Source organism: Mesorhizobium shonense (genome assembly GCF_040545255.1).
GTDB lineage: Bacteria > Pseudomonadota > Alphaproteobacteria > Rhizobiales > Rhizobiaceae > Mesorhizobium > Mesorhizobium shonense.
This window is the reverse complement of sequence record NZ_JBEPLM010000019.1, coordinates 1-13,773: the sequence shown is the minus strand read 5'-3', so window position 1 is coordinate 13,773 and position 13,773 is coordinate 1. Positions and strand designations below refer to the sequence as shown.

At 64.6% G+C, this 13,773-nt stretch carries 15 protein-coding genes; 10 read left to right on the top strand and 5 right to left on the bottom strand.

The annotated features are described in order from the left end of the window. Positions 1–11: 11 nt before the first annotated feature. On the bottom strand, positions 12–980 hold the full coding sequence (gene mdh / locus ABID26_RS31450; RefSeq protein WP_126097141.1) for a malate dehydrogenase: 969 nt from the start codon (positions 978–980) through the stop codon (positions 12–14). Positions 981–1,211: 231 nt separating this feature from the next. Here mdh and ABID26_RS31445 point away from each other — a divergent pair, with 231 nt between their 5' ends. Further along, positions 1,212–1,727: a GNAT family N-acetyltransferase gene (locus ABID26_RS31445; protein WP_126097140.1), complete on the top strand. Its 516-nt coding sequence runs from the start codon at positions 1,212–1,214 to the stop codon at positions 1,725–1,727. A 164-nt stretch (positions 1,728–1,891) separates the two neighbouring features. On the opposite strand, the gene zapE is transcribed toward ABID26_RS31445, so the two are convergent. The 3 genes from zapE to ABID26_RS31430 all read right to left on the bottom strand — a co-directional run bounded on the left by zapE (position 1,892) and on the right by ABID26_RS31430 (position 4,365). After that, positions 1,892–3,094, bottom strand: a complete 1,203-nt coding sequence (zapE, locus tag ABID26_RS31440) for a cell division protein ZapE (protein ID WP_126097139.1) — start codon at positions 3,092–3,094, stop codon at positions 1,892–1,894. 98 nt (positions 3,095–3,192) lie between these two features. Continuing rightward, entirely contained in the window at positions 3,193–3,732 is a 540-nt protein-coding gene (locus tag ABID26_RS31435; protein ID WP_126097138.1) for a protease inhibitor Inh/omp19 family protein, read from the bottom strand. A 189-nt stretch (positions 3,733–3,921) separates the two neighbouring features. Then, the gene (locus tag ABID26_RS31430) at positions 3,922–4,365 is read right to left on the bottom strand and encodes a VOC family protein (RefSeq protein ID WP_126097137.1); all 444 of its coding nucleotides are present in this window, start codon (positions 4,363–4,365) and stop codon (positions 3,922–3,924) included. Between the two features lie 233 nt (positions 4,366–4,598). On the opposite strand from ABID26_RS31430, the gene ABID26_RS31425 reads away from it, so the two are divergent. The 8 genes from ABID26_RS31425 (at position 4,599) to ABID26_RS31390 (ending at position 12,048) form a co-directional block, all read left to right on the top strand. After that, on the top strand, positions 4,599–5,609 hold the full coding sequence (locus ABID26_RS31425; RefSeq protein WP_126097136.1) for an MBL fold metallo-hydrolase: 1,011 nt from the start codon (positions 4,599–4,601) through the stop codon (positions 5,607–5,609). Between the two features lie 74 nt (positions 5,610–5,683). Then, on the top strand, positions 5,684–5,845 hold the full coding sequence (locus ABID26_RS31420; RefSeq protein ID WP_126097135.1) for a DUF1328 domain-containing protein: 162 nt from the start codon (positions 5,684–5,686) through the stop codon (positions 5,843–5,845). Positions 5,846–5,962: 117 nt separating this feature from the next. After that, positions 5,963–6,847 (top strand): diaminopimelate epimerase, encoded by an 885-nt coding sequence (dapF, locus tag ABID26_RS31415; protein ID WP_126102487.1) that lies wholly within the window; start codon positions 5,963–5,965, stop codon positions 6,845–6,847. Beyond that, positions 6,847–8,175 (top strand): tRNA (N(6)-L-threonylcarbamoyladenosine(37)-C(2))-methylthiotransferase MtaB, encoded by a 1,329-nt coding sequence (mtaB, locus tag ABID26_RS31410; RefSeq protein WP_126097134.1) that lies wholly within the window; start codon positions 6,847–6,849, stop codon positions 8,173–8,175. Before dapF ends, mtaB begins: the two co-directional genes overlap by 1 nt. A 13-nt stretch (positions 8,176–8,188) precedes the next feature. Then, on the top strand, positions 8,189–10,057 hold the full coding sequence (ftsY, locus tag ABID26_RS31405) for a signal recognition particle-docking protein FtsY (protein ID WP_126097133.1): 1,869 nt from the start codon (positions 8,189–8,191) through the stop codon (positions 10,055–10,057). 52 nt (positions 10,058–10,109) lie between these two features. Then, positions 10,110–10,769 (top strand): septation protein A, encoded by a 660-nt coding sequence (locus tag ABID26_RS31400; protein ID WP_126097132.1) that lies wholly within the window; start codon positions 10,110–10,112, stop codon positions 10,767–10,769. 86 nt (positions 10,770–10,855) lie between these two features. Further along, a complete protein-coding gene (locus ABID26_RS31395; protein WP_126097131.1) occupies positions 10,856–11,476 on the top strand; it encodes a pyridoxamine 5'-phosphate oxidase family protein in 621 nt (206 codons plus the stop codon). A 35-nt stretch (positions 11,477–11,511) separates the two neighbouring features. Next, on the top strand, positions 11,512–12,048 hold the full coding sequence (locus ABID26_RS31390) for an NADPH-dependent FMN reductase (RefSeq protein ID WP_126097130.1): 537 nt from the start codon (positions 11,512–11,514) through the stop codon (positions 12,046–12,048). A gap of 254 nt (positions 12,049–12,302) precedes the next feature. Here ABID26_RS31390 and ABID26_RS31385 read toward each other — a convergent pair whose 3' ends face one another. Continuing rightward, positions 12,303–13,220, bottom strand: coding sequence for an SMP-30/gluconolactonase/LRE family protein (locus ABID26_RS31385; RefSeq protein WP_126097129.1), 918 nt, complete (start codon positions 13,218–13,220; stop codon positions 12,303–12,305). 269 nt (positions 13,221–13,489) lie between these two features. Between ABID26_RS31385 and ABID26_RS31380 the strand changes: the two genes are divergently transcribed. Further along, positions 13,490–13,657 (top strand): hypothetical protein, encoded by a 168-nt coding sequence (locus ABID26_RS31380; RefSeq protein WP_126097128.1) that lies wholly within the window; start codon positions 13,490–13,492, stop codon positions 13,655–13,657. Positions 13,658–13,773 lie beyond the last annotated feature (116 nt).

Genomic DNA, 13,773 nt, shown 5'->3' with positions numbered 1-13,773 from the left:
GTCTCCGCGATTTACTTGCCGGCGAGTTGCGGGGCGATCTTGGTGCAGGCCTCGGTCAGGCCCTGCACGGCCGCCACCGAATTGTCGAACATCTTCTGTTCGGCCTTGGCGAGTTCGATCTCGATGACGCGCTCGACGCCGCCGGCGCCGATCACCACTGGGACGCCGACATAGGTTCCCTTGACGCCATACTGGCCCGAGAGATGCGCAGCGCAGGGCAGCACCCGCTTCTTGTCCTTCAGGTAGGATTCGGCCATGGCGATCGCGGACGCCGCCGGCGCATAGTAGGCCGAGCCGGTCTTCAAGAGGCCGACGATCTCGGCGCCGCCGTCGCGGGTGCGCTGCACGATCTGGTCGAGCTTCTCCTTCGAGGTCCAGCCCATCTTGACGAGGTCCGGCAGCGGGATGCCCGACACGGTCGAATAGCGGATCATCGGCACCATGCTATCGCCGTGGCCGCCGAGCACGAAGGCGGTGACGTCCTCGACCGAGACCTTGAACTCTTCGGCCAGGAAATAGCGGAAGCGGGCGCTGTCGAGCACCCCGGCCATGCCGACGACATGGCTGGTCGGCAGGCCGGAGAACTTCTGCAGCGCCCACACCATCGCGTCGAGCGGATTGGTGATGCAGATGACGAAAGCCTTCGGCGCGTATTTCTTCAGGCCCGCGCCGACCTGTTCCATGACCTTGAGATTGATGCCGAGAAGATCGTCGCGGCTCATGCCGGGCTTGCGCGGCACGCCGGCGGTGACGATGCACACATCCGCGCCCTCGATGCCGGCATAGTCGTTGACGCCGGTCAGCCTGGCATCGAACCCGTCGACCGGCGAGGACTGCGCGATGTCGAGACCCTTGCCCTGCGGGATGCCCTCGGCGATATCGAACAGCACCACGTCGCCGAGATCCTTGAGGCCGATCATATGGGCAAGCGTGCCGCCGATCATGCCCGAGCCGATGAGCGCTATCTTGTTGCGTGCCATGTCAGGATGTTTTCCTTTGTGTGTGACCGTGCCTCAAATCTTTGCAGACTTGATGACGGCGTCGAGGAGGCTGGAATGCTGCGAGGACCCGCGAGATTTCGCCGCACCCAATAGCTCCGGCGTGGGAGAAATTCAAACGATTATTTTGAGCCTAGCATTTTCAATCGGTTAGATGGTTTGGGAATTACGTAAACGTCAAAATCTCTGAGCCGACTGAGGAGAATTTACACAATGAACGTCGAAATCAGAAGGCTCCATCCCGGCGATGACGCCCTTGTGATGCACGTCGCCGACGAAGTGTTCGACGAGCCGGTCCGGCCCGACCGCCTCGCCGCCTATCTCGCCTCGCCAGGCCATTTCATGATCGTGGCGATTGCTGACGAAATCGTGGTCGCTCAATGCGCCGCCGTCATCCACCGCCACCCCGACAAGGTGAGCGAGCTCTACATCGACGAGGTCGGCGTTACGCCGGCCTTCCAGCGGCAGGGCATCGCGCGAAAGATGCTCGACGCGATGTTCGAGATCGGCCGCGAGTACGGCTGCGAGGAGGCTTGGGTGGGCACCGAGCCGGACAACGGGCCGGCGCGGGCGCTTTATGAATCGCGGAAGGAGCCGCGCGGGAAGGCGGAGGAGTTCGTGATGTATGTCTATCGGCTTTCGAGATTGGACGAAGCGCCACGTCTTCGTCATCCTAGGGCGGAGCAAGGAGCGAAGCGACGCGCGAAGACCCTAGGATCCATGCCATGACGATGAAGAAAGCGCGGCGATCCAGAACTATCCCCTGTCCTGCCATCGACTCCATTTGAAGAGCCAAATTCTGAAACGCCGTGACGCTCTCAGGTCGCGGCATGGATCCTAGGGTCTGCGCTCCGCTTCGCGTCGCTCCGCCCTAGGATGACGAAGCGCGATGGCTACCCCTGCGCCTGCCGCGCTTCAGCCGCCGGCGCCTCACCCCTCCGCCGTTCCGCCCAGCCTTCCAGCCAGTCGCGGCTTTGCATCTCGACCAGCCGCGAGGCGGTGCGCTCGAACTCGAAAACCTCGTTGCCGCGCCGGGCGGTGTAGAGCCCTTCGGGCGGCGCCTCGGCGCTCATGACCAGCCGCATGCGGTGGTCGTAGAGTGTGTCGATCAAGAGGATGAAGCGCTTGGCCTCGTTGCGCTTGCCTTCGCCGAGCACCGGCACATGGTCGATGAAGATGGTCGAGAAGCGCCCGGCGATCGCCAGATAGTCGCGCGCGCCGAGCGGCTTTTCGCAGAGATCGGCGAAGGAAAATCGCGCGGCATCGCCGGCGGCGCGCGGCACGATGATTTGACGCCCTTTCAGCGTCAGCGTCACCGCCTCCGTCGGCCTGCCATATGTCATCGCCCTCCAGGTTTCGTCGAGCGCGCGGTCGGCCGCCTCGTCGACCGGCGTGATATAGACCGGCAGGCGGTTGAGTTTTTCCTGCCGGTAGTCTCTTTCGGCATCCAGCGTCAGCACCTCGGCATTGCGTTCGAGCAGGCCGATGAAAGGCAGGAAGAGCTGCCGGTTCAACCCGTCGCGATAAAGGTCTTGCGGGGCGACATTGGAGGTGGCGACCAGCACCACGCCGTTGGCAAACAGTGCCGAGAACAGGCGTGACAGGATCATCGCATCGGCGATGTCGGTGACCGAGAACTCGTCGAAGCACAGCACCCAGGCTTGCTCGGCCAGCGCCCGCGCCACCGGCGGGATCGGATCGTCTTCCTTAACGTCGCCGTTCTTGCGCGCCGCTCGGTGCTTCTGGATGCGATCCTGCACGTCGGCCATGAAGTCGTTGAAATGGACGCGGCGCTTGCGCCTGACCGGCAGGAGCTCGAAGAACACGTCCATCAGCATGGTCTTGCCGCGCCCGACGCCGCCATGGATGTAGAGGCCTCTGACCGCCTCGCGCGGCTGCTTCTTGCGCGCGAACAGCCAGCCCAGTGAGCTGGATTTCTGCGCCAGCCTTTTTGCGGAGATCTCGTCGGTCAGCCGGTCGAGCGCGGCAACGACGTGCTCCTGCGCCGGGTCGCGCTCGGCCGCGCCGGTCTCGACCAGGTGGTCGTAGCGCTGCCTGACGGTCACATGGGTCTGGAGGCCGTCACGCAGATGCATGGCTCACGTCATTTATATCGAGCAAATGCTCTAAGGAAGGCGCCAAGGCTGTGCCGAGATTCAGGTCAGGCCGGCATCACCTGAATATCAGCGTACCCTTACCTTGTAAGCGAGATAGGCTGCCCGTTGGAAGTCTGGCCGTCGAACTTTTCGCCGCCGGAGGAATAGAGCCGGGCCAGCGCGCCGCCGTTTTCGTCATAGAGCGTCAGCTGCTTGCCGGCGACGTTCCACGACTTGATGCCGTCGACCGGAGCCGGGCAGTGGAGTGGGCCGGCGCGATAGCCGGCGCCGAACTTGGTCTGCGGCGTCGCCACCTTGCAGCTCTGGCCGGAAACATTGACGTTCCAGACGCCGGCGACGCTGGCCGCGGTCAGGTCCGCGGCGCCCGCGGGCGCCGCGCCATTCGGCGGCAGCGAGGCGACCTGGCTGTTCGCCGGCGCCGTCGGGAACTGCGACGGGTCGGTGGTGCCCGGAGCGGCCGGCGGCGGCAGCTGGTTCTGCGTCACCGTGCCGGAAGGCGCCGGCGTGAGCGGTGCCGGCTGCTGGTCGTCCATCGACGAGAAGCGCGAGGTCGAGCAGCCGCTCGCAACGAGCGCGGCCAGCGATACGGCCAAAAGGCCAGTCTTCGAAAAAGTCATTCCAACCTCCGTCGGATCCGGTGGGGGGCGCCGTCCGCGTAAATACATGCTTCACCAAGATGGCGAAGGTGGCAGAATTTCAACCCGATATGGTTAAAATAGGGTTTTCGGAGCCGGTGTTGCAAATTTATCGCAAGACGTCATTCGCCCAGGCCACGCCGGGAATCCGGGCCGTAACTGCTTGAAATTTCAGGCTTGCAGCTGCGCGCTGGGCACGAAGACATAACCATCCGGGCCGACGATGTAGCATTCGCGCAGGCCATGCGGCTTGTCGATCGAGCCTGCCGGCACGATGTGGCCGAACGCTGCCGCCCTTTTCTCGACCGCATCCGGATCGGCGCCGTAAAGGCGCAGCTCGATGCCTGCGCCGCGCGTTTCGGCACCGGCAGTCACGCCGGTCATCGAATTGTCGAGATAGGAGTGGTCGGCATGCAGCATGAAGATCGATCCCAGCAGCTCGAACGCCGCGAAATCCTCGTCGGCATAGATGATCCGGGCGCCGAGCACGTCGCGACAGAAAGCCTCCATCGCCGCCATATCGGTGACCAGCAGGTTGACGCCCAGCCCGTGCGGCAGCGAACGACCGAAATCCTCGGCCTTCATCCACGGTGTCTTGCTTCGTTTCATCGCCATCGCGATGTCCCTCCGCTGCGTCGATCCAGAGCATGATCCCGAAAAAGTTGCAGACTTTTTCGGAGAAGATCGTGCTTCAAAAACAAACCCTAGAATGAGACCGTGATTCAAGGAATTGCCATCTCACTCTAGACGAAGCCACCCTTCGAACCTTGGCATTCGCGGGCAAAAATGCTTGCGCCAGACGGCCGCGTTCCTATTTCAGGAAAACGAAACGGAACGGGCGGTAAAAAATGGCTGCGGGAAAGAGGACCGCCAACCGCTACTACGGCGGCCCGCCCAGCGACCATTTCGACGGCACCCTCTTTTTCAATCCCGACGGCAGGCCGCCCGGTCGCTTCGCCGATCTTCTCAAATGGCAATTGAGCGGCGGGCGATCGAAATGGCCCGCGGTCTTTCCAAGTCCTTTTCCGCAGGCAAAGCCGGACAAACGGATCGACGGCACAGCGCTTCGGCTCACCATGGTCGGCCATGCCTCGCTGCTGATCCAGACCGCTGGATCGAATATCCTGACCGACCCGGTCTGGTCGGAGCGCGCCTCGCCCTTCGCCTTCGTCGGGCCGAAGCGGGTCAACGCGCCGGGGATCGCCTTTGCCGACCTGCCGCCGATCGACCTGGTGCTCCTCAGCCACAACCACTACGACCATCTCGATCTCGCCACGCTGAGGCGGTTGAAGCAGAGCCACGATCCGCTGCTGGTCACGCCGCTCGGCAACGACGCAATCATCGGCGGCGCCGTGCCCGGCATGCGGCTGTTGGCGCATGATTGGGGCGACAGGATCGAATTCGGCAACGATGCCGCCATCCATGTCGAGCCGGTGCATCATTGGTCGGCGCGCGGCGGGCGCGATCGCCGCATGGCCCTGTGGGCGGGTTTCGTCATCGAGACGCCCGGCGGCAAGGTCTATTTCGCCGGCGACACCGGCTTCCATGACGGCGCCAACTACCGGCTGATGGCGGAAAAACATGGCGGCTTTCGCCTCGCCATCCTGCCGATCGGCGCCTACGAGCCGCGCTGGTTCATGGCGCCGCAGCACCAGAATCCGGAGGAAGCCGTCCACGGCATGAGGTTGTGCAATGCCGCCCATGCCGCCGGCTGCCACTGGGGCACTTTTCAGCTCACCGACGAGCCGATCGAAGAGCCGGCGCAAAAGCTCAACGAAGCACTGGCGGCCGAAGGCGTTTCGCGGCAGCGTTTCCGAGCCATGCGCCCGGGCGAGGTTTGGGATGTACCCCGGGCCTGAAACCTCGAGTGGGCGGAACCCAAGCCGGCGAATGGCGTTGGTTCCATGAGGTAAATGTCGTTTGGAGCCCTTCCATGCTCAGGTGGATTATCATCCTTCTGATTGTCGCCGCCGCGGCGAGCCTGCTCGGCATGCCGGCGCTGGCCGGTGCCGCCGCTCTGGGCGCTCGCATCCTGATCGGCATCGTGCTGATCATCTTCCTGCTGATGTTGCTCGGCGTTTTCGCGGTGACCTAAGCGCGACCTCTTGGTCGTCGCAGCGCGACCTCTTGGTCGTCGCCGGGCGCGCCGCACTGGTAATTCCTGCCCGTTTCCGCCATATAGCGCCAAACGGACACGGAAATGACCGGATCGATGGCAGGCACTGCCCCCTTCGCCAAGATGAACGGCATCGGCAACGAGATCATCGTTGCCGATATGCGCGGCCGTGCCGATCACGTGACGGCGTCCGCGGCGATCGCGCTCAATGCCGATGCCGCGACGAAGTTCGACCAGATCATGGCGATCCACGACGCGCGGACGCCGGGTACCGCTTATTACATCGACATCCTGAATTCCGACGGCACGAGCGCGCAAGCCTGCGGCAACGGCACGCGCTGCGTCGTGCAGGCCTTGGCCGCCGAAACCGGCCTGAAGACGTTCACTTTCGAAACCCGCGCCGGCATCCTCAATGCTCAGGAGCATGCCGACGGCTCGATTTCGGTCGACATGGGCAAGCCGCGCTTCGGCTGGCAGGAAATCCCGCTCGCCGAGGAATTCCGCGACACCCGCATGATCGAACTGCAGATCGGCCCGATCGACGCGCCGGTGCTGCACTCGCCCTCTGTCGTCTCGATGGGCAATCCGCACGCCATCTTCTGGGTCGACCGCGACGTCTGGTCCTACGAGCTCGACCGCTTCGGCCCGCTGCTCGAGAACCATCCGATCTTTCCCGAGCGCGCCAACATCACCATCGCCCAGGTCACCTCGCCGCAAACCATGGTCATCCGTACCTGGGAGCGCGGCGCGGGTCTCACCAGGGCCTGCGGCACGGCCGCTTGCGCCTCTGTCGTTGCTGCGGCTCGCACCAAGCGCACCGGTCGCAGCGTGTCGCTGCTCACGCCCGGCGGCGGCGAATTGCATGTCGAGTGGCGCGACGACGACCATGTCATCCTGACCGGCGCCACCGAATGGGAGTTTTCCGGCAGCTTCGATCCCTCGACCGGCGCCTGGGCCCGCGACACCGAAAGCGCCGCGTGATGCCCGCCCTTCAAAAAGGTCCGGCGCCCGAAGGGCCCATCGCGACAGGCATTGACGTCGTCACGTTCGGCTGTCGCCTCAACACCTATGAATCGGAAGTGATGCGCCGCGAGGCCGAAAACGCCGGCCTCGGCGCGCTGGAAGGCGGCGCCGTCATCTTCAACACTTGCGCCGTCACAGCCGAAGCCGTGCGACAGGCCAAGCAGGCGATCCGCAAGGCCCGTCGCGAGAACCCCGAGGCGCGCATCATCGTCACCGGCTGCGCCGCGCAGACCGAGCCGCAGAATTTCGCCGCCATGGACGAGGTCGATCTCGTCCTCGGCAACGAGGAGAAGCTCAAGGCGCACTCCTACCGCGCGCTGCCCGATTTCGGCGTCAACGACACCGAGAAGGCGCGCGTCAACGACATCTTCTCGGTGCGCGAGACGGCAAGCCATATGGTCGACGCCATCGAGGGCCGGGCGCGCGCCTTCGTGCAGGTGCAGAACGGCTGCGACCACCGCTGCACCTTCTGCATCATCCCTTACGGCCGCGGCAATTCGCGCTCGGTGCCGATGGGCGCCGTGGTCGAGCAGGTCAAGCGTCTCGCCGGCAACGGTTATGCCGAGATCGTGCTGACCGGCGTCGACATGACCAGCTTTGGCGCCGACCTGCCCGGCAGCCCGAAGCTCGGCAAGCTGGTGAAGACGATCCTGCGCCAGGTGCCCGACGTGAAACGGCTGAGGCTGTCCTCGATCGATTCGATCGAGGCTGACGACGACCTGCTCGATGCGATTGCCACCGAGCCCAGGCTGATGCCGCATCTGCATCTGTCGCTGCAGTCGGGCGACGACATGATCCTGAAGCGCATGAAGCGCCGGCATTTGCGCGACCAGTCGATCCGCTTCTGCGAGGACGTCCGCAAGCTCCGCCCCGGCATAGTCTTCGGCGCCGATATCATCGCCGGTTTCCCGACCGAGACCGAGACGATGTTCGAGAATTCGGAAAGAATAGTCGAGGAATGCGGCCTGACGCATCTCCACGTCTTCCCGTTCAGCCCGCGCGAAGGCACGCCCGCCGCGCGCATGCCGCAGCTGCGCCGCGAGGTGATCAAGCAGCGCGCCGCGCGGCTGCGCGCCGCCGGCGAAGCCGCCTATCGCCGCCATCTGGCGTCCCTTGCCGGCACGCGGCAATCGATCCTGGTCGAGCGCGACGGGCTTGGCCGCACCGAAGGTTTTACCCTTGCCGCGATAAACAATGGCGCGCCGGGCGAGATCGTCGAAGCTGTCGTCACCGGCCATGACGGCGCCCGTCTGATCGCGGCCCCGCTTGCCGCCCAAGCCGCCTGAGACTGCAAGACGCATGGCTGGTTTCTTCAAGAAGATATTTTCGTTCGGCAGGAAAGAGGTCGTCGAGGAACGCGTCGACGAGACCGCGCCCCTGCCGCCCATCAAATGGGACGCGCTGGAGGCGCTGAAGCCGGAAGCCGAGCAGGCTGAGCCGGAGTCGCCGCCCGTCACCCCTGTTCCTCCGCCCGCGGTCGAGGCGGCACCCACGCCTGAGCCGGCGCCCGAAAAGCCGAAACCCGAGCCTGCTCCGGCCATCCCGCCGGCGCCGGAGCCTGTCATTCCGTCAGAACCGGAACCGCTGCCGGGTCCTAAGCCGGAAGAAGAACCGCAACCGGCCCCGGGGACACCCGAACCGCCGGCGCCCGAAGAAGTGCCGGTGCCGCCGGCAGAGCCCGAGCCCACACCAGGGCCGGCACCCGAGCCGAAGCCGCAGGAAGTGCCGCCACCCGCGCCGAGCGAGCCGGACATCGTCCCGTCGCGTCCAGAACCGCAGCCCGAGCCGGCACCGGTCGAAGTGCCGACACCACCGAGCGAGGTCCCGGCCCAGACGCCGACGCCTCCTGAAATCCCGCCATCGACTCCATCCCCGGCACAACCAACTTCCGAGGTCAGCGCCGCCCCTCATCCGCCTGCCGGCACCTTCTCCCCGTATGGTGACGGGGAGAAGGAAAGAGCTCCGGCGCCGACGCCCCCCTCTCCCCGTCCTTCACGGGGAGAGGGTAAGGGTGAGGGGCAGCGCCAACCTGTAGAGGATTCGGCACCGCCTCCCGAAACATCGACGGAAATTCCGCCGCCCATTCGCCAGCCGGCGCCGATAGCAACGCAGCCTGTGCGCGCCGAGATCGCGCCGGAACCTGAAGCCGTCCCCGCGCCCCCAACGCCCACTCCCTCCGCCGGCAAGGTCACGGTCGCCAAAAAAGTCGAGCAGAGGGCCGAGCCGCAGAAGGCACCGGAGCCCGCGCCCCGGCGCTCCTGGTTCCAGCGCATGCGCGACGGGCTTGCCCGGTCCTCGCGTGAGCTCAGCGGCAACATCGCCGGCGTCTTCACCAAGCGAAAGCTGGACGAAGACACGCTGCAGGACCTGGAGGACGTGCTGATCCGCGCCGATCTCGGCGTCGAGACGGCGCTGCGCGTCACCGATTCGCTCGCCTCCAGCCGCTACGGCAAGGATGTTTCCGATTCGGAAGTCCGCGCGGTGATGGCTGCGGAAGTGGAAAAAGTCCTGACCCCGGTCGCCAGGCCGTTGGAGCTCGACCTCAGCCACAAGCCGCATGTCATCCTGGTCGTCGGCGTCAACGGCACCGGCAAGACCACGACCATCGGCAAGCTGGCGGCCAAGCTGACCGAAGGCGGGCTTTCGGTGATGCTGGCGGCCGGCGACACGTTCCGCGCGGCAGCGATCGAGCAGTTGAAGATCTGGGGCGAGCGCACGAAGTCGCCGGTGATCGCCAGCAAGCTCGGCGCCGATGCCGCCGGCCTCGCCTATGACGCCTTCGAGAAGGCGAAGGAGGCCGGCTCCGACGTGCTGATTATCGACACCGCCGGCCGCCTGCAGAACAAGGCCGAGCTGATGGCGGAGCTGGAAAAGATCGTGCGCGTGCTGGGCAAGCTCGATCCGGAAGCGCCGCATACCGTGCTGCAGACGGTCGACGCCACCACCGGCCAGAATGCGCTGAGCCAGGTCGAGATCTTCCGCAACGTCGCCGGCGTCAACGGCCTGGTGATGACCAAGCTGGACGGCACGGCCCGCGGCGGTATTCTGGTGGCGATCGCCGCCAAGCACAGATTGCCGGTCTATTTCATCGGCGTCGGCGAGCAGGTCGACGACCTCGAACCGTTTTCCGCCAGCGAATTCGCCAGGGCGATCGCCGGCGTGGCTTGAACAAGCGTGATCTGCCCGCTTTTCGGCCAGATCATGCGCAAGAAGGACTTTTATGAACATCCTCGAACGCGACCCGTCCGATCCGCGCCGCAAGCCGCTCAATCCCGGCCTGAAGTTCCTGCTCGAGCTGGGACCCGGCCTGGTATTCTTCTTCACCACCATCCGCGGTGAGTGGCTGGCCCAAAAATTCCCGGTCCTCACCCATCTCGGCGAGCCGATCCTGATCGCCACCGCATTCTTCATGGTCGCGACGGCCTTGTCGCTCAGCGCGTCCTGGGCGCTGACGCGCAGCCTGCCACTGATGCCGCTGGTCTCGGCGATCGTCGTCTTCGTGTTCGGCGCGCTCGCCTTGTACCTGCAGGACAAGACTTTCGCCTTCATGAAGCCGACCATCATCAATTCGCTGTTCGGCGTCGCGCTGCTCGGAGGGCTGGCGTTCGGCAGGTCGCTGCTGGGCTACGTCTTCGATTCAGCCTTCCAGCTCGATGCCGAAGGCTGGCGCAAGCTGACCTTTCGGTGGGGACTTTTCTTCCTGTTCCTGGCCGTGCTCAACGAGGTTGTCTGGCGCAATTTCTCGGAGGCGACCTGGCTTTATTTCAAGGTCTGGGGCACGATTCCCATCACCTTGCTCTTCACCTTCAGCCAGATGCCGCTGATCATGCGCCACTCGCTGGAGGACAAGACGGGCGGGGAAGAGAAGGCCGGCAAGTAGAGCAATTCCAGGAAAAGTGTGTAGCGGTTGGGCTCGGCGACTTCGCCGTAGCCTTCCGTCCGGAATTGCGTCAAAGGGAGAAGGTCATGATATTCCTCACCACGCGCGACGAGCTGAGGAATATCTATAAGACGCCCCGGCCGACCGACGGCTCGATCCGCAAGGAATTGAAGGCGCTCGACGGCCACTGCCGCTCCTTCATCGGCAAGAGCCCCTTCGTGCTGATCGGCTCTTCCGACGGCGCCGGCAATGCCGATGTGACGCCGAAAGGCGACAAGCCCGGCTTCACCGCCATCCTCGACAGCAGCACCATCGCCATCCCCGACCGGCCAGGCAACAACCGGCTGGACACGCTGGAAAACATCATCCGCAATCCGTCGGTCGGGCTGCTGTTCCTAATTCCCGGCATGAATGAGACGCTGCACGTCAATGGCGATGCCCGCATCACCGTCGATGCCGGCCTGCGCGAGCGCCTGGCTGTCGACGGCAAGGAGCCGCAAAGCGTCATCGTGGTGACGGTCAAGGCCGCCTATATGCACTGCGCCAAGGCTTTCATGCGTTCGGATTTGTGGAAGCCGGAAACCTGGTACGACCGCGCGAGCCTGCCGACGCTCGGCCAGATCATCCGCGACCAGCTGGCTCTGGCCGAGAGCGCCGGCGAAATCGACCGCGAGCTCGACGACGCTTACAGGCAGACCATGTGGTAGACTTCCTCGGGCACGATTCGCCCGAGCTTCCACCCTTGCTGAACCTTCTCGCCATCTCCGGCAGCCTGCGTGCCGCCTCGACCAATTCGGCCCTTGTCGCAGCACTCGCCGCCAACGCGCCCGCGGATTGCCGCGTCACCATCTATGACGGGCTCGGCCGGCTGCCGATCTTCAACCCGGACGACGAGGGCGAGCGAACGCCGCGCGATGCAAGTGACCTGATCGACGCCGTCACCCGCGCCGACGGCGTCATCGTCTCCTGTCCGGAATATGCCCATGGCGTGCCCGGCGGCATGAAGAACGCGCTCGACTGGCTGGTGTCGCGCGATGCCGCGGTCGGCAAGCCGGCGATGCTGGTGCATGCCTCGCCACGCTCGCTCTATGCCCGTGCAGCGCTCGCCGAGATCATGCGCACCATGTCCTTCGCGCTTTATGAAGAGACCGCGCTCGAGGTCGCGCTGCTCGGCAAGAAGCCGCCGGAGATCGGGGCGATCCTGGCGGAGCCGGCCAACCAGCAGGCGATGCGCGAGGCGGTGAAGGCTTTCGCAGGCTTCATCCGCAGGCAAACCTAGCTTCGTCATTCTAGGGCGGAGCAAGGAGCGTAGCGACGCGGCGCAGACCCTAGAATCCATGCCGTGACGGTCGAGCTATGCTACGGTGCAGACCTTGGCACCGAACACCGACATCGGAGACCTTGTTCTGCACCGCATCAATCTTCGGCAGACGTAACGGCATGGATCCCAGGGTCTCCGCGACGTCGCTTCGCGACTGCTTCGCCCTAGGATGACGAAGTGGAGAGGCTTCGCCCTCCGGCGCCGGCTACAACTCAATACGTCTTCGCCCCGTTCACCATCAGCCAGACCACGTAGAGCGAGGTGGTGCCGCAGATGTAGAGGCGGTTGCGCTTGGGACCGCCGAAGACGCAGTTGGCGACGACTTCCGGCACCTTGACCTTGCCGATCAGCGTGCCGTCCGGGTCGTAGCAGTGGATGCCATCGGCGGCACTCGTCCAGATGCGACCGGCCTCGTCCAGCCTGAACCCGTCGAACAGGCCGGCCGTGCAATCGGCGAAGACCTTGCCGCCCGAGATCTTCTTGCCGGCCTTGCCGACATTGAAGACGCGGATATGGGCCGGGTTCTTGGCGCCATGGGTGCGGCCCGTATCGGCGACATAGAGCAGGCTTTCGTCAAGCGAGAAGGCGAGCCCGTTGGGCCTGACCATGTCGGTGATGACGGCGTCGATCTCGCCGGTGCCGGGATCGACCCGGTAGACATTGCAGGCGCCGATCTCGCTCTCGGCATGATCGCCTTCATAATCGCTGTCGATGCCGTAGGCGGGATCGGTGAACCAGATCGAACCGTCGGAGCGGACCACGACATCGTTGGGCGAATTGAGCCGCTTGCCGCGCCATTTGTCGGCGATGGTGGTGACAGAACCGTCATGCTCGGTGCGGCTGACGCGGCGGCCCGAATGCTCGCAGGTGACAAGCCGGCCCTGCCGGTCGACCGTATTGCCGTTGGAATTGCCGGACGGCTGACGGAACACGCTGACGCTGCCGTCGGTCTCGTCGTAGCGCAGCATGCGGTTGTTGGGGATGTCGGACCAGACGAGGTAACGGCCGGCGGCGAACCAGGCCGGGCCTTCCGCCCACCGGCACCCGGTGAACAGCGTCTCCACTCGCTCATTGGCGTTGACCAGCCGCGCAAAACGCGGATCGAGAACTTCATAGTCGGCGGCCGTCATGCTTTTCCTCCAGCGTCAGTCCGCCGCGATCAAGCCAGCCGACGGGCGATCTGGCAAGATCGAGGATGATTGCTTCACCGTATCTTGTGTCTGGCCGCAGAACCTGCCGGCCTACATGCTGGGTAACCGCCGGTTAACCGGCTATGCGCTGGCTGCAATGGTGCATTGCAACATCTTTCTTTTGCAATGCACCATTCCTATGTCATGCTCACAATCGATCAGGGAGGAACAAACCCGCCGCGTGAATGCGGCAGCAAAGGAACCTCGTCATGATCTTCGACAACCTCGTCACCCGCGCCCGCACCAACATCGCCAAGCGCCGCCAGTACAATCGTCTCGTCGCCGAAATCGAGAACCTGTCGAGCCGCGATCTCGCCGATCTGCGCGCCGACCGCTCCGAGATGCTCTACCAGGTCCACAAGCAGATCTACGGCTGAGCGACAGGCCGCTCGGCCGGCCACTTCGTCATCAACTCTGAGGAATCATGGCGTCCCGGAGCCTGGCATTTAGGGTGACGACGATCTTTCGCATGACGGCGGCGATGGCCACCATA